This window comes from Bradyrhizobium sp. SRL28, from assembly GCF_018596315.1.
Taxonomy (GTDB): domain Bacteria; phylum Pseudomonadota; class Alphaproteobacteria; order Rhizobiales; family Xanthobacteraceae; genus Bradyrhizobium.
In genome coordinates this window covers 138,101-157,597 of the sequence record NZ_JAHEAG010000005.1, presented here as the reverse complement: position 1 = coordinate 157,597, position 19,497 = coordinate 138,101, and the positions used below count along the sequence as shown (strand labels likewise).

The window sequence follows — 19,497 nt, the reverse complement described above, 5'->3', positions numbered from 1 at the left end:
CTGGAGCGCAGGATGCAACTTCTTATGTCGTCCCGAGGCCGGCCTTGGAGCATTGCTCGTCCTGGTCGCCGGTGACGCCGCTCACGCCCACGCCGCCCGTGACTTTGCCGTCGACCATGATCGGCAATCCGCCGGGCGAGGCGAAGACGCCGGGAAGTGTGGCCGTGGCCGGCCCGCCCTTGTTGATCGCCTCCATGAAAACGCGGGTCGGGCGCCGGAAGGTCGCCGCGGCCCTCGCCTTACCGATGGCGATGTCCATGCTGGCCGTCTGCGTGTTGTCCATGCGTTCGAAATACACCAGGAATCCGTGATTATCGACCACGGCGACCGCCACATTCCATCCGTTCTTCTGGCATTCGGCGACGACGCCGGCTGCGATCTTCTTCGCGCCCGCGGCATTGACCGCGGTGCCGTAATCGGGGCGCTTGTCTTGAGCAGATGCGCCGACGGTAAGGGCGGCAAGTGCGGCAGCGACCAGTATTGTCCTCATCTTCGTCTCCTCCCCTGGGTTTATTGTGCAAGGGATTATAACGGGATGAGACGTCGATGTGCGGTCAATGATGTCGCAAGCCCCGTGGTTAGGGCCGGCCAGGCGCTCGACAGGCGTGCACGCCTAGTCCAATTGCCGGCCTGCCATCCGTCCGATTTCCGCGAAGACCGCTTCGAACTGCTTTGATGCCGTTTTTCGGCGGACGCGTCCCGGCGTAAAATCGCCGGGTGCGTGTACGCCCAAGACAAAAGTAACCCAGGTCGCGATACCCAATTTCCGAGCTGGGGCTCTCGAAGGCCGTGGTCGGCATAAAGCCGACCCGGCATTGCAAGCTTTCTACCGCTCGGCGTTGACGAGCTGATAGGCGCCGCGCTCGAACGCATCATAGACGGCCAACGCCTTGGCGTCTGCGAATGGCAGGTACTGCATCATGATCACGCCGGCGATGCCGCGCGTGGGATCGATCCAGAAGAACGTGTTGTTGATGCCGCCCCAGCTCAGGCTGCCGGGGGAGCGCTTGCCGGGTACCTGATCGGCCGTGATGAGAAAGCCGAGCCCCCACTTGTCGCGGCCATCAGCGATAAAAGTGAAATCGGCGCTCCGCGGCAGCGCGCTCTTGAGTGCGGGAACCGAGACCGCGCCGATGTGGTTCTGGCCCATCAACGCCACCGTCTCGGCCTTGAGCACACGCACCCCGTCAAGCGCGCCGCCGTTGAGCAGCATGCGCACGAAGCGCCCGTAGTCATCAGCGGTCGATGCGAGGCCGCCGCCGCCGATCGGCGCCGCGATAGTGAGGCCGAGCTGCGGCTTCTGCAGTTCGATGGCGCCGTCCATGCGCTCGCCGGCGCGCTGCTGTTGCGCGACGAGGCGCCTCCCCTTTGCCTCCGGCACGTTGTAGGATGTGTCATCCATCTTGAGCGGGGCAAAGATGTGCTGGCGGAAATAATCCTCGAGCTTCTGGCCGGACACCACCTCGACCAGCTTGCCTACGACATCGGTGCTGGTGCTGTAGTGCCAGCGCTCGCCGGGATCGAACAGCAGCGGTCCGCCGAACGGATAGGTTTCGCCGGCGCGCGGCTTGAGATCACGCCAGATCTCGCTGGTAAACGGATAGGCCAATCCGGACGTGTGCGTCAGGAAGTGCTTGACGGTCGGCGGTCGCGATGCCGGGCGGACCTGGTAGGCGCCGGTCGCCTTATCGAATGATTCAATGACTTTCAGTCCTGCAAGCTCCGGCAAGTATTTTTCGGCGGGGTCATCGAGCCCGAGGCGGCCCTGCTCGATCAGCTGCATCAATGCCACTGAAGTGACCGGCTTGGTCATCGAGGCGATACGAAATAGCGCGTCGGTCGTGAGCGGCCGCGCGGTTGCGACATCAGCTGTGCCGAATGCGCTCTGGTAAAGCACCCGCTCGCGATCGGTGATCAGCGCGACCACGCCCGGGACGTCCTTGCTCTCGACCGCACCGCGCAGGCTTGTGTCGAGGGCTGCGCTTGCTCGTGAATTTTGTGCGTTTGCGGTGCCGGTCAATGCAGTAATTCCAACGCCTATCATGAAGACAATTCCCGCAGCATTTCGATTCATGGAAGCCTCCCTATTGCGCGAGAAGCCCGGGTATCTCCCGCGCTCTTCTGCCGAGGCTATTCTTTGTTATGACGGCGATGGCACGCCGCCGCCTCGATCTGTCGCGCCGTGACATTAGCACTCGCCATGCGCCGAGTCCCGCGTGCGCTCGATTACGCGTTGCGTCAGCGAGAGCAACGGCGGACTGCTCGCCCTGCCTGTGGGCACTAGCCCAATTGCCGGCCTGCCATCCGTCCGATTTCCGCGAAGACCGCTTCGAATTGCTTTGGGGTTGGCTTACCGCCTTGCGTGTAGGCGCAGATCAGTACCGGCCCGCCCGCGTTAGGCCACGCCATTGCGATATCTCCAGAGGCGTCCTTGCCGTTATTGCCGGTCTTGTCCCCGATCTTCCAGTCTTTGGGCAGGCCCGCGCGCAGCCGGTTGTTGCCCGTCTTGCAGCCGATCATCCATCCCGTGAGATGTTCGCGCGACGCCTGCGACAGCACGTCACCCAGCAAGAACCGCCTCAAATTCCCTGCCATGGCGGCCGGCGTGGTGGTGTCGTGGGGATCGCCGGGCGGCGAGCGATTCAGTTCAGGCTCGTAGTGATCGAGGCGCGAGACCGTATCTCCCGATGCGCGCCAGAACGCGGTCAGCGCTTCCGGGCCGCCGGAGCGCGCCAGCAACAGATTGGCGCAGGTATTGTCGCTGAGCTCGACCATGGCCTTGCACATGTCGGACACCGACATCGCCCCCTCGGGAAGGTTGTGTCTGGCCACCGGGGCGTAATCGAGAAGGTCCTGGGATTTGTAGGCGATCTTGTCCTCGAGGCGATCCTCGCCGCGGTCGACCCGCGCCAGCACGAAAGCCGCCAGCGAGGCCTTGAACGTGCTGCACATGACAAAGCGCTCATCCGCGCGCCATGCGATCTTCTTACCGCTTGCGAGATTTTCAGCGTAAACGCCGATCCGTCCACCGGTTTCGCGTTCATACGCCGCAAGCACCGGCGGCGCCTCCTCCGCGAATGCTGGCGAGAGCACAAGGCCCGACGCAGCAGCCAACAGGGTACGTCGATCGATCATCATGGAAGTATCCTTCGAGCTGAAGCTTCGGATTGCGTTGCTGGCCTGTTGCGCCGGAATCATGACGCGACGATCGCGGTGCGCTAAAAACAATGTGTCTCGATGCGCCACGAATTCGTCCATAAGCTACCGCCCGCCGGGTTATAGATCGGTCTTTGATTAGGGAGTTTCCGCCCTTGACCTCCGCAAAACCTGCGCCGCTCAACCGTCTTCGTCAGCTATGGCGGGATGGACGCCCGACCTTCGGCGCGATCGCGACCATTCCCTCGATTCAGACCGTGCAGATCATGGCGCGCTCCGGGATCGACTGGATCATCGTCGACCTCGAGCACGGGCCGATCGATCTCGGCTCGGCGCATGCGATGATCACCGCAACGGCCGGCACGCCCTGCGTGCCGATGGTGCGGATTGCCGCCAACGAGCCGTGGCTGGCGAAAGCGCCGATGGACCTCGGCGCGCTCGGCATCAATTTCCCGATGATCTGCAGCCGCGCGGACGCCGAAAAGGCCGTGCGGAGCGTGCGCTACCCGCCGAAGGGCGACCGGCTGTGGGGCCCGTTCCACGCGCCGTTCCGCTGGGGCGTGTCGATGGCGGATTACATGGCAACCGCAGACGACGACATGATCTGCATCATCACCATCGAGCATGTCGAGGCGGTCGAGCGCATCGACGAGATCATGGCTGTGCCCGGCATCGACCTCGCGGTGATCGGCCCCGGCGACCTCGCCACGTCAATCAACAAGCGCGGCCTGCCCGACGATCCCGGGGTGCTGGAACTGATGGCCCGCGCCGAGGCCGGCATCCTCAGGAGCGGCGTGCCGATCGGCGGCGTCGCGCGCACCGCCGAGCAGGCCAACCGGATGATCGAGCGCGGCTACGTGGCGCTGGCGCTCGGCTTCGACTGGTCGCTGTTCCAGCGCGGCATCGCCGCGAGTTTTGACGGGATCAAGCGATAGGTGCCGAGACGGCGGCAAGTCCTTCAAAGTCCATGCGGTTTACGTCGCCTCGGTGAGCGCGCCGCCGGCCTTACCCGGGCGATCCCGGATACGAACCTTCTGGCGTCAAAACGCCTTGTTCGTGCTAGATGAGGGTGCTGGCAGGCAGCCTAGGCGGCCTGCCAGCTTTTTGATTGATCCATTGCGGATTGATTGATCCATTGCGGAAACCCTGAGCGGAGCGATGCGCGGAACGGTTCGAAAAATCACACTGCCGCGCCGCCTGGTCGCTGACCTCATGCACGCGTCGCTCCGCGTGCCCTTTGTCTCGCTCGCGCGTCCGCTTCATATTCGCGCCCTCCAGGAGGCCCGCGCGCAGGCCGCCGCGCGACCGGGCTGGGCCGCGATCTTCGTCAAGGCATTCGCGCTGGTGGCGAAGGAAGAGCCGATCCTGCGCACCCTCTACGTCAAATGGCCGATGCCCGCCTTCTACGAACTGCCCCGCAGCGTCGCGATGGTGGCGATCGCCCGGGTCGAGGACGGCCAGGATTGCGTGTTGCCGCAAAAGGTCGCCGCGCCGGATGAAATGCCGCTTGCCGAGGTCGATGCCCTGATCCGGCACGCCAAGGAGGCGCCGATCGACGAGGTGCCGGCGTTCCGGAAGATTTTGCGAACCACCCGCCTGCCGCTGCCGCTACGCCGCCTGTTCTGGGCGATCGGGCTGAATTTCGGCCGCCAGCGGGCCAATTATTTCGGCAGTTTTGGCGTGACCTCGGTGGCCGCCTATGGCGCCGGCCAGCTCCATGCCATCAGCCCCGGACCGTTTGTCCTGAGCTATGGGGTGGAAAAGCCGGACCAGACCATCGACATCGTGCTGCGCTGGGACCACCGGGTTACCGACGCCGCCCCGATGGCCAGGGCGTTGAACCGGCTGGAACAGGTGCTGAACGGTGAAATTGCCGCCGAATTGCGGGCAAACCGGCAGCAAAGCGAGCCCAAACCGGTTCGGGCGGTCGCGACCTGAGCGAGCCGATTTGGCCCGGAAACTGGGCCGTTTTCGTTGACAGAACGGCGATTTCTCCCTAATAACCCGCTTGCTCGCGGGCCGGTTTCGGCCCGCGTTGCGTTTCGCGACCCGTGGTCTTCCCCGAGCTTTCGAGGCGGACCTGTCGGCCCCGGCAAATGCCGGTGCACAGGAGGGCGCGTTTCCTCAACACTCAAACTCTTATGCAGAGGACGCGATGACAAAGCGCAGTGAGGCGAAATACAAGATCGATCGCCGTATGGGCCAGAATATCTGGGGCCGCCCCAAGAGCCCCGTGAACCGCCGTGAATACGGCCCCGGCCAGCACGGCCAGCGCCGCAAGGGCAAGCTGTCCGACTTCGGCGTGCAGCTGCGCGCCAAGCAGAAGCTCAAGGGCTATTACGCCAACATTTCCGAGCGCCAGTTCCACGGCATCTATGTCGAGGCCGGCCGGATGAAGGGCGACACCGGTGAGAACCTGATCGGCCTCTTGGAGCGCCGCCTCGACACGGTGGTCTATCGTGCCAAGTTCGTGGCCACGATGTTCGCCGCGCGCCAGTTCATCAACCACGGCCACATCAAGGTGAACGGCCGCCGCGTCAACATTTCGAGCTACAAGCTCAAGCCCGGCGACCTCGTCGAGATCAAGGAATCCTCCAAGCAGCTCACCCCCGTTCTGGAAGCAAGCCAGCTCGGCGAACGCGACGTGCCTGATTTCATCGAAGCCGATCACGGCAAGATGACCGCGAAGTTCACCCGCATCCCCGCACTGTCGGACGTGCCGTTCGCGGTGCAGATGGAGCCGCATCTGATCGTCGAATTCTATTCGCGCTGATCGGTTAGCGCTTTCGAGATCAAAGGCCCCGGTTTTGCCGGGGCCTTTTTGTTTGGCGCAGACGGTTGTTCCGTCATGCCCGGGCTTGTCCCGGGCATCCACGCCTTTATTGTCACCGCGGCAAAAGAAGACGTGGATGGCCGGGACAAGCCCGGCCATGACGCAAAAATTGTGAGCAATCCATGCACTACACCCCTGCCCCGCGCGATCCCAAGGCTGACCCCATCCGCATCAACCTGCTGTCGGACACGCAGACGCGCCCCACGCCTGCGATGCGCGAAGCGGTGGCGCGGGCCGAGGTTGGCGACGAGCAGATCGGCGACGATCCGACGGTGAATTTGCTGTGCGAGCGGGTCGCTGACCTGCTCGGCAAGGAAGCGGCCGTGTTCATGCCGTCGGGCACCATGTGCAACGTCGCGGCGACGCTGTCCCATTGCCGGCCGGGCGATGAAATTCTCGCCCATGTCAGCGCGCATATCATTGCGCGCGAAGGCGGCGCGCATGCCGCGCTGGGCGGCTTCCAGATCACGCCGCTGCCGGGCGACGACGGGCAATTCGCGCCCGAAACATTCCGCGCCGCGCTGCACCCGCGCTCGCGCTACCAGCCGCCTCAGACCGTCGTCAGCGTCGAGCAGACCGCCAATATCGGTGGCGGCACAATCTGGAAGAAGAAGGCGCTGGATGAAGTGGTCGAGATCGCCAAGGCCAACGGGCTCATCACCCATATGGATGGCGCGCGGCTGCTCAACGCCTGCGTCGCGACCGGGATATCGGCGAAGGACATGGCCGCAGGCTGGGATTCGGCCTGGATTGATTTCTCAAAAGGCCTCGGCGCGCCGATCGGCGGCGTGATTGCGGGTTCGCGCGCCTTCATCGACGACGTCTGGCGCTGGAAGCAGCGCCTTGGCGGGTCGATGCGGCAAGCCGGCATTGCTGCAGCCGCCTGCGTCTACGCGCTCGACCATCACGTCGACCGGCTCGCCGACGATCACGCCAATGCACGGGCGCTGGCGCGGGGGCTGGCGCAGATCAACGGCATCGAGGTGCAGCAGCCCGAGACCAATCTGGTGTTCTTCAAGCCTGATGGCGCTGGCGTCGCCGGCGACAAAATGGTCGAGGCCCTGCGCAAGCGCGGCGTCCTGCTCGCCATGATGGACGGCCGCATTCGCGCCTGCACGCATCTCGACGTCAGCGCTGCGATGATCGAGGAGACGGTTGGCATCGTGCGCGAGATCGTACGCGGGGCGTGAGCGAACTCAGGCAACCGCAGCAGTGCGCGCCCGCCACAGCGCACTGCCGAGCAGGAAATACGCCGCCCCGGTCCACATCGCCTGCCAGTTCTCGAACCCTTCGTTGAAGACGACGTAGACCGCTGCCAGGGCGAACAGCCCGGCGAACACGGCCTCGGAGAGCGGCCGCTCGCCGGATTTCGAACCGTTGAGGAATGCCAAGGTCCAGAACGGCACCACCGCCATGGTCAGGGCCGCGAACGGGAAATCGCGCCATCGCGCGTCGAATATCAGGCTGAGCGCAGATTGCGCGGCAATGAGCGTCGTCACGATCAGCGTGATGCCCAGCATGTTGGCCATGAAGAATGGGGTCAGGCCCTTGGGCGGCCCCAGCACTTCGAGAAACGACGGAAGCGCGCGCCCCGACATCAAGGCATAGGTGGACAACAGCGGTGCGGCGACGGCTGCCGCCAGCAGCAAGCCCTGAACCAGCCAACCGCCGGCCCCGAAGCTTTCGTGGAGCATCTTGTCGGCGCTCACACCCAGCAGGATCCCGCCGGCAGTCGCGGATACGGCGACCGCGAGCCACGATGCCAATGCCGTCGGCGCCGGCCGGCGCTTCAGCGTGACCAGGGCTACGGCGAAGACACTGACGCAAAGAAACATCCCGCATGCCATCTGCAGCTTCCAGAACGGGTAGTTGCTGATGGCGACACCTGCCGGATATTTCAGCTTGCGTTCGGTCCCGTCGAACAGCCCCCAATAGCCGCCCACGGTTCCTTCCCAACGGCGCTTCCACGGCTCGTCATAGGCTTCGAAGAAATTGACGCGGAAATTGTCCTGTCGCGCCCGCTCGAGAATCTCGGAAATGAAACGCGCCTGATTGACGCGCGAAGCCAGCGCGCCGTCGCGCATCCGCCCGTGGCTTGGCCAGCCGGTTTCGCCGATCAGGATCTCCTTGCCGGGAAAGGCCGCCACCACCTGCTTGCGAATGTCATCCACATGCGCGGCCGCGTCTTCGGCGCGCGGCGGAACGTCCTCCCAATAGGGCAGGAAATGGGCGGTGACGAAATCGACATCCTCGGCTACTTCGCGGTAGCGCAGCCAGAATTCCCAGACATCGGCGTAGGTCACCGGCACGTTCACGCGCGGCTTGACCGAGCGGATGATCTGCCTCAGGTCGGCGACAGTCATCTCTCCGCGCAGCAGCACTTCGCTGCCGACGATGACCGCCGACACCGTGCCGGGATGATCCTTCACCAGCGAAACCGCGATGTCGGCGAGCTGAGCGTTCTTCGCGCGGTCGCGCCCGATCCAGACGCCGAGCAGAACCTTCAATCCGACCCTGGACGCAAGCTCGGGCACCTTGTCGAGCCCGTTATCGATGGAATAGGTGCGGATGCATTTGGAGACCTTGGCGAGTTCGCCCAGATCCTCGGCGATCTGCTCCGGACGGACGATCAGCGTCGGATCATGCGGCGTCTGATCGCCCCTGAACGGCGCGTAGGAAACGCACTCCAGCTTGGCCGCGTCATCGATCGGCGCGCGCGTCAGCGCCACCGGCGTGGCCAGCCACCACCACACCGCGGCAACCATACTCAGCGATAGAAATAAAAGCGCCAGCGGCGTGCGAATGCCGATCGTCCTGCTCCCCCAAATCGGTGAATGGATCAGCCTATTTAGCGGCGAGCGGCAGACCTGTCGACCCGCCGATGCGGCCTGTTGCACAATTGCACCGAAACACGGAAGCGGTGATATTAGGCTTGCTGCAAACAAGAAGCATCAAGAGTGAGCCTTATTTTGCTCAAGATTGATCACGACTCGGCGAGTAAAATGATGCCATTCAAGAGATTTTCCCGGCGCCAGTTTGGCAGGATTGCTGGCTGGTCGGCACTTGGCATGTCGGCGCTGTCATCCGGATCCGGACTGGCCCAATCGGACGCGGACAGCGGACCGCGGAATCGAGCAACCCCTTCCGGCTTTCCGGACGGCTTTCTGTGGGGCACCGCGACCTCGGCCTATCAGGTCGAGGGGGCCGTGAACGAGGAAGGCCGCGGCCCATCGATCTGGGACCGCTTCGCCCACACGCCTGGGACAATCTCCGACCACAGCAATGGGGACATCGCGACCGACCATTATCATCTGTACAAGGAAGACATCCAGTTGATGAAGTCGCTGGGCACAAAGGCCTATCGATTCTCGATTGCATGGCCGCGCGTCTTCCCGGAAGGAGCCGGCTCGGCGAATCCCAAAGGCCTCGATTTCTACAATCGCCTTGTCGACGAGTTGTTGGCGAACGGCATCCAGCCGTTCGCGACGCTGTATCATTGGGACCTGCCGCAGGCGCTGCAGGACCGCTTCGGCGGCTGGACCTCGCGCGATACGTCAAAGGCATTTGCGGATTACGCTGCCCATGTCACGGGGCGACTAAGCGACCGCGTGAAGCACTTCTTCACCATCAACGAATGCTCCAGGCTCGTTCATCACGGCCATGAGTTTGGCGCTGATGCGCCGGGGCTCAAACTATCCCCATCTGATGTGAAGCAGGTCCGGCACAACGTCGCGCTGGGGCACGGTCTCGCGGTTCAGGCGATCCGGGCCAACGGACGGGCAGGAATCAGGGTCGGTCCGGCGGAGAATGCCGTGAGTTGCATACCGGCCATCGAAACGCCTGCGAACATCCGCGCAGCCGAGATCGCGACGCGCGAGCTCAATGCCGGCTATCTGACCGTGATGCTCGAGGGAAAATACACCGAGGCATATCTCGCGCAAGATGCTCCGAAATTCACGGCCGAAGATCTGCGCATCATCTCCTCCCCGATCGATTTTGTCGGGCTGAATGTCTACATGCCTGATCACTACGTCGTTGCCGCCGACAACGAACGCGGCTTCACGCTGGCGCCATTTCCCAAATCGTTCCCGCACATGAAGGCAACCTGGCTCAGGCCCGGCCCCGAGACAATGTACTGGGTGCCGCGCCATGTGGCCAAGCTGTGGAACGTGAAGTCGATCTACATCACCGAGAACGGAACGTCGAGCAGCGACCAGCCGGCCGCGGACGGGACTATCTACGACGTCGATCGCATCATGTACCTGCGCAATTATCTGACGCAGTTGCAGCGCGCGACCTCGGAGGGCGTGCCCGTGCTCGGATATTTCCTGTGGAGCCTGATGGACAATTTCGAATGGTCGGACGGATATGAACAACGTTTCGGCCTCTACCACGTCGACTTCGAGACCAGGCGTCGGACGCCCAAGCTGAGCGCGGCCTTCTATCGCGAGACGATCGCGCGAAACGCCGTGGCGTAATCGGGCGATCGTCAATCCTTTGTCAATCCCTGCGCACGCCCTTGCCCAGCGCCTCAAACATCATCGTCTTCAGCGCCAGCTGGATCCGCCCGCCTTGAGTCGGGGCCTGCACCATGCAGACAACGAGCAGGTCGTCCTGGGGGTCGACAAAATAGAAACTGCCGCCTGCACCGTCCCAGCGGTATTCGCCGAGCGGCCATGTCGTATTCGGCGGCGGTGAGGTGCGCACGGCAAAGCCAAGACCAAAGCCGCTGCTCGGGCCCGGGAAATAGAAGGGATCGTGAATGATGCCGGTCTCCGGCCCGATCTGATCCGAGGTCATCAGCGCGACCGTTTCGGGTTTGAGGTACCGCTTGCCGTCCAGCGTGCCTCCGTTCAGCAGCATTTGCAGGAAGCGGGCGTAGTCCCCGATGGTGGAGACCAGGCCCGCTCCGCCGGATTCCCAGCGCCGCGGCAATGCCGGGTCCCTCATTCCGGCCACCCGAAATCGATCGACGGGAAATGCCTGGGCAATGCGCGACCACTTCGATTCATCTGCGACAAAGTATGCGGTCTCGGACATGCCGAGCGGATCGAACAATCTTTGCTTCTCGAACTGAAACAGCGTCTGCCCCGAGGCCACCTCGACGACACGGCCGAGCACGTCGGTTGAATGGCTGTAGTTCCAACGCACTGCGGGCTGATCGGCGAGCGGCAGTGTCGCGATCCGGTCGGCGAATTCGGCGTTATCGAAATCGCCGGCGTACAGCTTGGGATTGGCATAGAGTTTCTGCACCGCGGTCTCGCCGAAGAAGCCGTAGGTGATCCCCGACGTGTGCCGCAGCAGATCCCTGATCGTGATCGGGCGCTTCAACGGCTCGAGCTTGAGCGGATACTGTCCGGCTTCATCGGAAAGATCGACGCCGACTTTTGCATCCGCAAAGGCAGGAATGTATTTCGACACGGGATCGTCGAGGGCCAGCTTGCCGTCGTCGACCAGCATCATCGCGGCGACCGACGTGACGGCTTTCGACATCGAATAGATCTGGAAAATCGTATCCGGCGTCATCGACTGGCCGGTCGCCGGGTCCCGGACGCCGAAGCTCTCGAAATAGACTGGCTTGCCGTGCTGCTGGATCAGCAGGATTGCGCCGGGAATCTTGCCAGTGGTGACTTCGTTGCGAAGCTCGTCCCCAATCCTGTCAAGGGCCGCGCGCGAGAAAGTCGGCGCGTTCGGCGCTTTCGGGTCGGCTCGCACCGCGTGCAGCCATCCGGCGGCCAGGAGAATGGCCAGCGCCGCTACAACAACGCAGCGCCCTGCGGCGCCGTTAGTTCTCCAGCGCTTCATAGACCAACTGCTTCAGCGTTCGCTGGACGCGCTGGCGCTCCGTCGGCGTCTGCTCCAGCACCACGAAGAACATGTTCTGCTTGCGGTCGACCACCATATAGCAGCCGCTGGCGCCGTCCCATTTCAGTTCACCCAGCGATCCCGGCGGCGGCGGCTTGGCGTTGCCGGGATCGGTGCGCACGGCAAGCCCAAGCCCCATGCCGAAGCCGTCACCGGGGAAATAGAAATGATCCCGCGCAACACCGGAGCCCTTGCCGGCGTGGTCCGATACCATCAGTTCGAACGTCTTCGGGCTGAGATAGGTCTTGCCCTCGAACGTGCCGCCATTGGCCAGCATCTGCGCAAAACGCGAAAAGTCCGCCATGGTCGAAACCATGCCGCCGCTGGCGGATTCCCACTTCTGGCGAACCTCGGTCCTGTATAGGCGGCCGACCCGGAAATCACTGTCGTTCGGCAACGGCTGGGCGAGCCGCTGCAGCCGCTCCGGTTCGGTAACGAAGAAGCCGGTGTCGGTCATGCCGAGCGGATCGAGCAGCCTTTCTTTTTCGATCTCGAGCAATGATTTTCCGGACACGATCTCCATGATCCGCGCCAGGACGTCGGTGGAATGGCCGTATTGCCAGAGCGCGCCGGGCTGGTTGTGCAGCGGCAGCTTGGCGATCCGCTCAGCTAATTCGGCAAGGTCGAATTCGCCCGCATAGATGTTGGCCTCCTTGTAGGCCTTGCGCACCAGACTGTCGCCATAGAAGCCGTAGGTGATGCCGGAGGTATGACGCATCAGATCGAGGATGGTAATGGGCCGGGCCAGCGGCACCAGTTCGAGCGTCTTGGTACCGTCCTCGGCCTTCTTCTCCTCACCGACCTTCATGTTTGCGAAGGAGGGAATGTACTTCGAGACGGGATCGTCGAGCTTGATCTTGCCGTCCTGGATCAACTGCATCGCCACGACTGAGGTGATCGCCTTGGTCAGCGAAGACAGGCGGAAGATGGTCTTGTCATTGATCGGCGCCTTGGACACCACGTCCTGGACGCCGAAGGTTTCGTGATAGACCGGCTTGCCGTGCTGCTGGATCAGGACGTTCGCTCCGGCGATCTTGCCGGTCGACACCTCGTTCCTGAAGAACTCGGTGATCTTCGCAAGCTTGTCCTGATTGAAACGCGCGCCTGCGGGAATATCGAAAGTGCCTTCGGCGCGGACCTGTGGCGCTGCCAGAAGCATCAGCGCACCAGCGGCCAGCGTACCCAGCATTTTATGTGAATTCATTGGACCCCTCCCCGGAATTCGGAGGGGAGTGTAACCCGCACCTCAATCGGCACAAGGGCCGCCGAAGGTATTCAATGCCGCCTGATGCAACTGGGCGCTGGCGTCGGAGAAGCAGCAGAAGATCACTTGCGCCACTGTGGGCGCAGCCGCGAGCGTATCGACGACGGTCTGAGTTGCGATTCCGGCCGCGCGCTCGGCAGGGAAGCGATAGATGCCCGTTGAGATCGCGGGAAAGGCCACTGAAACAAGGCCGTGCTTCTCGCACAGTTCCATCGAGCGGCGATAGCAGGAGGCGAGCAGATCGTCCTCGCCGAGGGTGCCGCCGTTCCACGCCGGCCCAACCGTGTGAATCACGTGTCTGGCCTTGAGCCGATAGCCCTTGGTGATCTTGGCGTCGCCGGTCTTGCAACCGTGAAGCATCCGGCATTCGGCCACGAGTTCCGGTCCCGCAGCACGATGGATCGCGCCATCGACGCCGCCCCCGCCGAGCAGCGACGAATTCGCGGCGTTGACGATGGCGTCAACGCGCAGCGTGGTGATGTCGGCAACAATGACTTCCAGCCGCGCCTTGCCGATCTGGCGCGCGAGACCGCTCAGGCCGAGGCCGCCGCGTTGACGGTGACGCCCTTGTCGGCGAACAGCTGCTGCAATTCACCGGCCTGGAACATCTCGCGGATGATGTCGCAACCGCCGATGAACTCACCCTTGACGTAGAGCTGCGGGATGGTCGGCCAGTTCGAATATTCCTTGATGCCGTTGCGAAGCTCGGCGGATTCCAGGACGTTCAGGCCCTTATAGCCGACGCCGACGTGGTCGAGGATCTGCACCACCTGGCCGGAAAAACCGCACTGCGGAAACTGCGGCGTGCCCTTCATGAACAGCACGACGTCGTTCGACTTCACTTCGTTGGCGATGAATTGTTCGATGCTCATATTCGCTTCCTTTTGGGGCACAGCGCCCACGGGGCCGGCTCCGTCCCGTGTAACCCGGTTACTTGCCATATATGTAGCCCAAAGCTTTGTGCATCCAAAGTAAAATGGCGGGCATCTGGCATGCCCGGGCCCCCTTGAGGCCGCCGGAACGGCCCGCGCCCATAGTCTGACGGCATCAATATCATCGCGGGGGAAGGCTTTTTTCCCGGAACGGAACCCCTATTTAGGACGGACTGCCCGCCAGGAACCAGTTTCCCGGACCAACGTTCTCTCCCTTGACCGGAGACACCAGTGACGAAACCAGTAGCCGCCGCCGAGTTCGCGACATCAGCCCCGTCACTTTTCTCCGATTCCGGCACCCTCGCCCAGAATTTGGTGGAAGCCTATCTGGCCGTCCGGGACGAGACCGAGCGCCGGGCCGCGCCCTTGAGCCCTGAGGACCAGCTGATCCAGTCGATGCCGGACGCCAGCCCGGCCAAATGGCATCGCGCCCATACCACCTGGTTCTTCGAGCAATTCCTGCTCGGTGAGCACTGCGAGGGCTACCAGCCCTTCCACCCAGACTACGCCTTCCTGTTCAATTCCTATTACGTCAGCGCAGGTCCCCGGCATGCCCGCCACCAGCGCGGCCATTTGACCCGCCCGAGCGCCGATGAGGTCACCGCCTATCGCCGGCATGTCGACGCCGCCGTGGTCAAGTTCTTCCAGACCGCCGGCGAGGATCGCCTCGGCAAGCTCGTGCCCCCGGTCGAGGTCGGCCTCAACCACGAGCAGCAGCATCAGGAATTGATGCTGACCGACATCCTGCACGCCTTTGCGCAAAACCCGATTCCGCCGGCCTACGATCCGTCATGGCGCTTCCCGGCATCGCAACGTTCGGCAGAGGAATGGGTCACCCTCAACGAGGGCATCCACACCGTCGGGCACACCGACGACAGCTTCCATTTCGACAACGAAAAGCCGGCGCACCGGGCCCTGGTCGGCCCGGTCAGGCTCGCCCGCAACCTCGTCACCAATGCCGAATGGCTGTCCTTCATGAAGGACGCCGGCTACGGCACGGCCACGCTTTGGCTGATGGACGGTTTTGCCACCGTAACTAACGAGGGCTGGCAGGCACCCGGCCACTGGCGCCAGGTCGACGGCGAATGGCGGATCATGACGCTCGGCGGATTGCAGCCGGTCGACCCGGCCGCCCCGGTCAGCCATGTCAGCTATTACGAGGCGGACGCGTTCGCGCGCTGGGCCGGCCGTCATCTGCCGACCGAAATGGAATGGGAGGTCGCCGCCCGCGCCGGCCAGCTCAACGACGCCTTTGGCATCGTCTGGCAGTGGACCCGCAGCGCCTACGGCCCCTACCCCGGCTACCGCGCCATCGAGGGTGCGCTGGGCGAATATAACGGCAAGTTCATGGTCAACCAGCTGGTGCTGCGCGGCTCCTCGCTCGCAACTCCGGCCGGCCACAGCCGTATCACCTACCGCAACTTCTTCTATCCGCACCATCGCTGGCAATTCACGGGGTTACGCCTCGCCGATTACGCCTGAAATTTCCGATCATCGAAGCGCGCCGGTAAGCGCGTTCGGGAGAGTATCATGAATGTGCACGCCGCCGCTTTGGCCAAAAGCTATCCGTTCGACGAGCAGACTGCGGCCTTCGCCGGAGACGTGATCGGCGACCTCTCGCAATTCCCGAAGCGTCTGTCGCCGAAATATTTCTACGACGCCGCAGGCTCGGAGCTGTTCGAGCAGATCACAGTCCTGCCGGAATATTATCCGACCCGCACCGAGCTCGGCATTCTGCGCAGCCGCGGCGACGAGATCGCTTCCATCATCCCCAAGGGCGCCGCATTGGTGGAATTCGGCGCCGGCGCCACCACCAAGGTCCGCCTGCTGCTGCAGCGCTGCGATTTCGGCGCCTATGTCCCGGTCGACATTTCCGGTGACTTCCTGAGCGCGCAGGCCGGCGCCTTGCGCAAGGATTTTCCCGAGCTCGGCGTTTATCCGGTTGCCGCCGATTTCACCGCGCCGTTTGCCCTGCCGGCCGAAATCGAAGGGATGCCCAAGGTCGGGTTCTTTCCGGGATCGACGCTCGGCAATTTCGAGCCGGATGAAGCGCGGGCCTTCCTGCGCAGCGCGCGCGACATTCTGGGCGAAGGCGCGCAGATGATCATCGGCGTCGACCTCGAAAAGAACGAGCGGGTGCTTTACGACGCCTATAACGACGCCGCCGGCGTCACCGCGCGATTCAATCTCAACGTTCTGGTCCGCATCAACCGCGAGCTCGGCGGCAATTTCGACGTTTCCGCCTTCATGCACCGCTCGGTCTATAACCGCGAGCGGCATCGCATCGAGATGCATCTGATCGCCAAGAAGGCGCAGACCGTCCGCATCCTCGGGCGGAATTTTTCATTCCGCCCGGGTGAGAGCATCCACACCGAGTCGAGCTACAAATACAGCCTCGACCGCTTCACCGCACTGGCGCGCGACTCCGGCTGGTCGGTACGGGAATCCTGGACCGACCGCGACCGGATGTTTTCGGTTCACGCGCTGGCGGCGTCAGCCTGAGGAGTGGGCGCGAGCGTTGCAGTTCGGGTCGTTGCAGCTCACGTCTTGCAGACCAATCTCCTGCGGTCCGGCCGCATCCTGCGTGATGGAGCGATCCGGGGCGCGGCGGATATCCAGTCATCGAACAACCGGTCTGCACCCAGCAACCACGCGTGAATGATCCGCCACTTGTCCTGCCCGCGAGACTGGAAATCCAATAGCGACGATCCGGTGTCCTGCAGTTCATGGAAGAACTTCAACGAGTCTTTTCCAGTGGGCCTGTCCTGCTCGATCGCTTGCGTCACGATCCAGCGATCCCACTCCTGAATGATGCGTACTCTTGCTTCACTTTGTTTCATAGGCGCGTATTCCCACCACGGCAGCCCGTGGGCACTGAGTGATCGCGCTGGTCAAGGTCTGATGGAAAGATGCTACGCCGCCGCGCGTCCCCGCACCTTTGCCGCGCTCACTATAGACAAACTTCTTAACAAATCTTCATCTTTATGGACCCGCCCGCAAAACGCTCCATCTGCGCTCCCGTTTGCCCTTCGAAACGTCCAACTTTTGACGCGGACTCAGTCGAGTTTCTGCGGCAGGCTCGGCTAGGGGTGAGTTCGTGCCAGGGGATGTTAGTCATGGGAAATGCGTATCCAACGTCCGGCCATCGGAGCGAATTTTCCAGCTCGTCGTCCGCTCACGCGGACTCGGCTTGGGATCAAGAGGCCGACACCGAACGGGCGTCCCTCATCGAGGAAAACGCCAGACTGCGGGCGCTTGTCGTGCAATTGTCAACTCTCGTTCTTCGAAACGTCGTCGATCAGCACAGCACCTCGCCATTCATGCCGGTCAGACGATCGCTGCCTGATTAAAGGCGCTACTCTGCCGGACCGGACCGCAGCGAGATCGACTCCCACACCGCGACCATCATCATGATCGCAGCGGTCAGGATGGACAGCACCAGCGGCGAAAGGTCGCTTGCGAACCATGCGAGCACGCACAGTGCGATGATGCCGACACCGTGCGAGAGCTGAAGAAAGCCGCGAAAGCTGTACTTGAACAGGATGGTCCCGAACAAAAATAGCAAGGGGCCTCCGATCGCGCTAATCACCGTCTTGAGATCGGAATGCCCGCTCGGGTGTTTCAGCACGAGTTCGTCGGCCACCGCTGAAACGATGATACCTGCAACGATCGGCATGTGCAGATAGGTATAGGCCAGACGCGCCAGCCTTCCCGGCTCACTCGATTTTGAAAGCTGCTCGGAGCCGGCTTCCGCACCGACGTGGAAATAGATCCACCACATCGCGAGGCTGCCCGTAAAGGCTGTGACGAACGCCAGAACGTTTTCGGTCGTCCACGTCAGTTCGGCAAAGGTCGCGCCGATGACGACGATGGATTCGCCGAGCGCGATGATGATGAAGAGCGCGCAGCGCTCGGCCATGTGGCCGCCTTCGATCATCCAGTCCGCGACGGAGGACGCACCATAGCGGGGAATCCAGAACCGCACCGCCGGCGAAATATATTCGATGACGAGCGCGATCGCCCAGAGCACCAATCGCGACTGACCTTCCATCACCCCGCCGGCGATCCAGAAGATCGCCGACATCGACAGCCAGGCGGCGATCCGGATGGCGTTCATGCGTGTCCGCGGGCGCGAGGGCGGCGTGGACAACCACAGAAATATCGTCTTGCCGATCTGCATCGCCGCATAGGCGATGGCGAACCATAATCCCCGCTCCTCAAACGCCTTCGGGATCGAGGTCGACAGCACCAGCCCGCCCAGCATCATGGCAAACAGCAGCAGCCGGACCGGAGTCTTTTCGGGATTGAGCCAGTTGGTGATCCAGGAGGTGAAAACCCACACCCACCACACCGCGAGAAACAGCACCGTGACCTGCAGCGCGCCCAGCAGCGTAAAGTGAGCCAGCAGCGCGTGCGAGATCTGGGTAACTGCAAAGACGAAGACGAGGTCGAAGAACAGCTCGACGTAAGTGACGCGGCTGTGCTGGTGCGGCACGATCGGGCGAAACAATGCCCCGTGCGGATTGTCCGTCATCGGTGCCCCTACGCGGTTCGTCGGGGCCTAGCCTTCCGGTACTCCGGTCTGCAGCGCCAGCGCATGCAGCAAGCCGCCCATCTGCCCCTTGAGCGACTGGTAGACGATCTGGTGCTGCTGCACGCGCGACTTGCCGCGGAAAGATTCCGAGATCACGGTCGCGGCGTAGTGGTCGCCGTCGCCTGCGAGATCGCGGATCGTCACCTCGGCATCGGGGATAGCTGCCTTGATCATCGATTCGATATCGTGGGCGTCCATCGGCATCCAGCATGTCTCCGTCAGGTATTTCGAATCACAGCCCGCTCGCGCGACCGTGACGGCCCAACCTAGCGCGTACGCTCTTCTAGGTCACGCCTGACGACACTATATTCCTGGCCCAACCGTTTGACACCGCGAGATCTGGTCGCGCCCGATCATTTCGGGCTGACCTAAAAAGAGGCTCAAAATCATGAAATTGCCCGGTCCCGACCATCCGATCACGATTACGGCAAACCCCAGGCGCGTCCGGGTCTCGGTGGGCGGCGTGGTGATCGCCGATACCACCCATGCGCTGACCCTGAAGGAAGCCAGCTATCCGGCGGTGCAATATGTGCCGCGCGAGGATGCCAATATGGCGCTCCTGGCCCGCACCGAGCGGACCACGCACTGCCCCTACAAGGGGGATGCGAATTACTTCAGCATCAATGCCGACGGCAAGCGCCTCGAAAATTCGATCTGGACCTATGAGACGCCCTTCCCGGCCATGGCCGAGATCGCGGGCCATCTGGCGTTCTACCCCGACAAGGTGACGATCGAGGAAGTGGCCTGAGAGCCTGATTCAAAGAATTTGCCGCATTGCCACGCGCTGCGTCATAATGCGCGGTGGGTCATAAGGCTTGCTGAATCGGGTTCCCGGCTGCAACATTTGACACGA

The 19,497-nt window shown here is 62.8% G+C and carries 19 protein-coding genes; 8 read left to right on the top strand and 11 right to left on the bottom strand.

Annotated elements, in window-relative coordinates; all coding sequences use genetic code 11:
* Positions 1-22: 22 nt before the first annotated feature.
* The 3 genes from KIP88_RS14460 to bla all read right to left on the bottom strand — a co-directional run bounded on the left by KIP88_RS14460 (position 23) and on the right by bla (position 3,138).
* Positions 23-490: a heme-binding protein gene (locus KIP88_RS14460; RefSeq protein ID WP_214488594.1), complete on the bottom strand. Its 468-nt coding sequence runs from the start codon at positions 488-490 to the stop codon at positions 23-25.
* Between the two features lie 336 nt (positions 491-826).
* Complete coding sequence (locus tag KIP88_RS14455) at positions 827-2,074, bottom strand: serine hydrolase (RefSeq protein ID WP_214488593.1); 1,248 nt, start codon at positions 2,072-2,074, stop codon at positions 827-829.
* A gap of 206 nt (positions 2,075-2,280) precedes the next feature.
* Positions 2,281-3,138, bottom strand: coding sequence for a class A beta-lactamase (bla, locus tag KIP88_RS14450; protein WP_214488592.1), 858 nt, complete (start codon positions 3,136-3,138; stop codon positions 2,281-2,283).
* Between the two features lie 173 nt (positions 3,139-3,311).
* On the opposite strand from bla, the gene KIP88_RS14445 reads away from it, so the two are divergent.
* The 4 genes from KIP88_RS14445 to KIP88_RS14430 all read left to right on the top strand — a co-directional run bounded on the left by KIP88_RS14445 (position 3,312) and on the right by KIP88_RS14430 (position 7,179).
* Positions 3,312-4,091 carry an HpcH/HpaI aldolase/citrate lyase family protein gene (locus KIP88_RS14445; RefSeq protein ID WP_214488591.1) on the top strand — a complete coding sequence of 260 codons (780 nt, stop codon included), beginning with the start codon at positions 3,312-3,314 and terminating at the stop codon, positions 4,089-4,091.
* Between the two features lie 223 nt (positions 4,092-4,314).
* Complete coding sequence (locus KIP88_RS14440; RefSeq protein WP_214488590.1) at positions 4,315-5,094, top strand: acyltransferase; 780 nt, start codon at positions 4,315-4,317, stop codon at positions 5,092-5,094.
* A gap of 217 nt (positions 5,095-5,311) precedes the next feature.
* Positions 5,312-5,929, top strand: a complete 618-nt coding sequence (rpsD, locus tag KIP88_RS14435; protein WP_108516453.1) for a 30S ribosomal protein S4 — start codon at positions 5,312-5,314, stop codon at positions 5,927-5,929.
* 182 nt (positions 5,930-6,111) lie between these two features.
* A complete protein-coding gene (locus KIP88_RS14430; protein WP_214488589.1) occupies positions 6,112-7,179 on the top strand; it encodes a low specificity L-threonine aldolase in 1,068 nt (355 codons plus the stop codon).
* Positions 7,180-7,185: 6 nt separating this feature from the next.
* Here the strand turns inward: KIP88_RS14430 and KIP88_RS14425 are convergent, their stop codons facing one another.
* A complete protein-coding gene (locus tag KIP88_RS14425) occupies positions 7,186-8,754 on the bottom strand; it encodes a beta-(1-6) glucans synthase (protein WP_214488588.1) in 1,569 nt (522 codons plus the stop codon).
* 237 nt (positions 8,755-8,991) lie between these two features.
* Between KIP88_RS14425 and KIP88_RS14420 the strand changes: the two genes are divergently transcribed.
* Entirely contained in the window at positions 8,992-10,467 is a 1,476-nt protein-coding gene (locus KIP88_RS14420) for a GH1 family beta-glucosidase (protein WP_374226464.1), read from the top strand.
* Between the two features lie 22 nt (positions 10,468-10,489).
* Here the strand turns inward: KIP88_RS14420 and KIP88_RS14415 are convergent, their stop codons facing one another.
* The 4 genes from KIP88_RS14415 to grxD are packed head-to-tail and all read right to left on the bottom strand — an operon-like array spanning position 10,490 to position 13,990.
* Positions 10,490-11,794 (bottom strand): serine hydrolase, encoded by a 1,305-nt coding sequence (locus KIP88_RS14415; protein WP_214488587.1) that lies wholly within the window; start codon positions 11,792-11,794, stop codon positions 10,490-10,492.
* Positions 11,775-13,058 carry a serine hydrolase domain-containing protein gene (locus KIP88_RS14410; protein ID WP_214488586.1) on the bottom strand — a complete coding sequence of 428 codons (1,284 nt, stop codon included), beginning with the start codon at positions 13,056-13,058 and terminating at the stop codon, positions 11,775-11,777. The genes KIP88_RS14415 and KIP88_RS14410 overlap by 20 nt, the downstream gene beginning before the upstream one ends.
* A 42-nt stretch (positions 13,059-13,100) precedes the next feature.
* Complete coding sequence (locus KIP88_RS14405) at positions 13,101-13,655, bottom strand: O-acetyl-ADP-ribose deacetylase (protein WP_214488813.1); 555 nt, start codon at positions 13,653-13,655, stop codon at positions 13,101-13,103.
* Positions 13,652-13,990, bottom strand: a complete 339-nt coding sequence (grxD, locus tag KIP88_RS14400) for a Grx4 family monothiol glutaredoxin (protein ID WP_214488585.1) — start codon at positions 13,988-13,990, stop codon at positions 13,652-13,654. The genes KIP88_RS14405 and grxD overlap by 4 nt, the downstream gene beginning before the upstream one ends.
* A 291-nt stretch (positions 13,991-14,281) precedes the next feature.
* On the opposite strand from grxD, the gene egtB reads away from it, so the two are divergent.
* Both egtB and egtD read left to right on the top strand, forming a co-directional pair.
* Positions 14,282-15,532 carry an ergothioneine biosynthesis protein EgtB gene (gene egtB / locus KIP88_RS14395; protein ID WP_214488584.1) on the top strand — a complete coding sequence of 417 codons (1,251 nt, stop codon included), beginning with the start codon at positions 14,282-14,284 and terminating at the stop codon, positions 15,530-15,532.
* A 48-nt stretch (positions 15,533-15,580) separates the two neighbouring features.
* On the top strand, positions 15,581-16,552 hold the full coding sequence (gene egtD, locus KIP88_RS14390) for an L-histidine N(alpha)-methyltransferase (protein WP_214488583.1): 972 nt from the start codon (positions 15,581-15,583) through the stop codon (positions 16,550-16,552).
* Positions 16,553-16,590: 38 nt separating this feature from the next.
* On the opposite strand, the gene KIP88_RS14385 is transcribed toward egtD, so the two are convergent.
* The 3 genes from KIP88_RS14385 to KIP88_RS14375 all read right to left on the bottom strand — a co-directional run bounded on the left by KIP88_RS14385 (position 16,591) and on the right by KIP88_RS14375 (position 18,848).
* A complete protein-coding gene (locus KIP88_RS14385; protein ID WP_214488582.1) occupies positions 16,591-16,890 on the bottom strand; it encodes a hypothetical protein in 300 nt (99 codons plus the stop codon).
* Between the two features lie 515 nt (positions 16,891-17,405).
* Positions 17,406-18,584 carry a low temperature requirement protein A gene (locus KIP88_RS14380; RefSeq protein ID WP_214488581.1) on the bottom strand — a complete coding sequence of 393 codons (1,179 nt, stop codon included), beginning with the start codon at positions 18,582-18,584 and terminating at the stop codon, positions 17,406-17,408.
* A 27-nt stretch (positions 18,585-18,611) separates the two neighbouring features.
* Positions 18,612-18,848, bottom strand: coding sequence for a BolA family protein (locus KIP88_RS14375; RefSeq protein ID WP_057848608.1), 237 nt, complete (start codon positions 18,846-18,848; stop codon positions 18,612-18,614).
* A gap of 184 nt (positions 18,849-19,032) precedes the next feature.
* Here KIP88_RS14375 and KIP88_RS14370 point away from each other — a divergent pair, with 184 nt between their 5' ends.
* Positions 19,033-19,392 (top strand): DUF427 domain-containing protein, encoded by a 360-nt coding sequence (locus KIP88_RS14370; protein ID WP_214488580.1) that lies wholly within the window; start codon positions 19,033-19,035, stop codon positions 19,390-19,392.
* Positions 19,393-19,497: the final 105 nt, after the last annotated feature.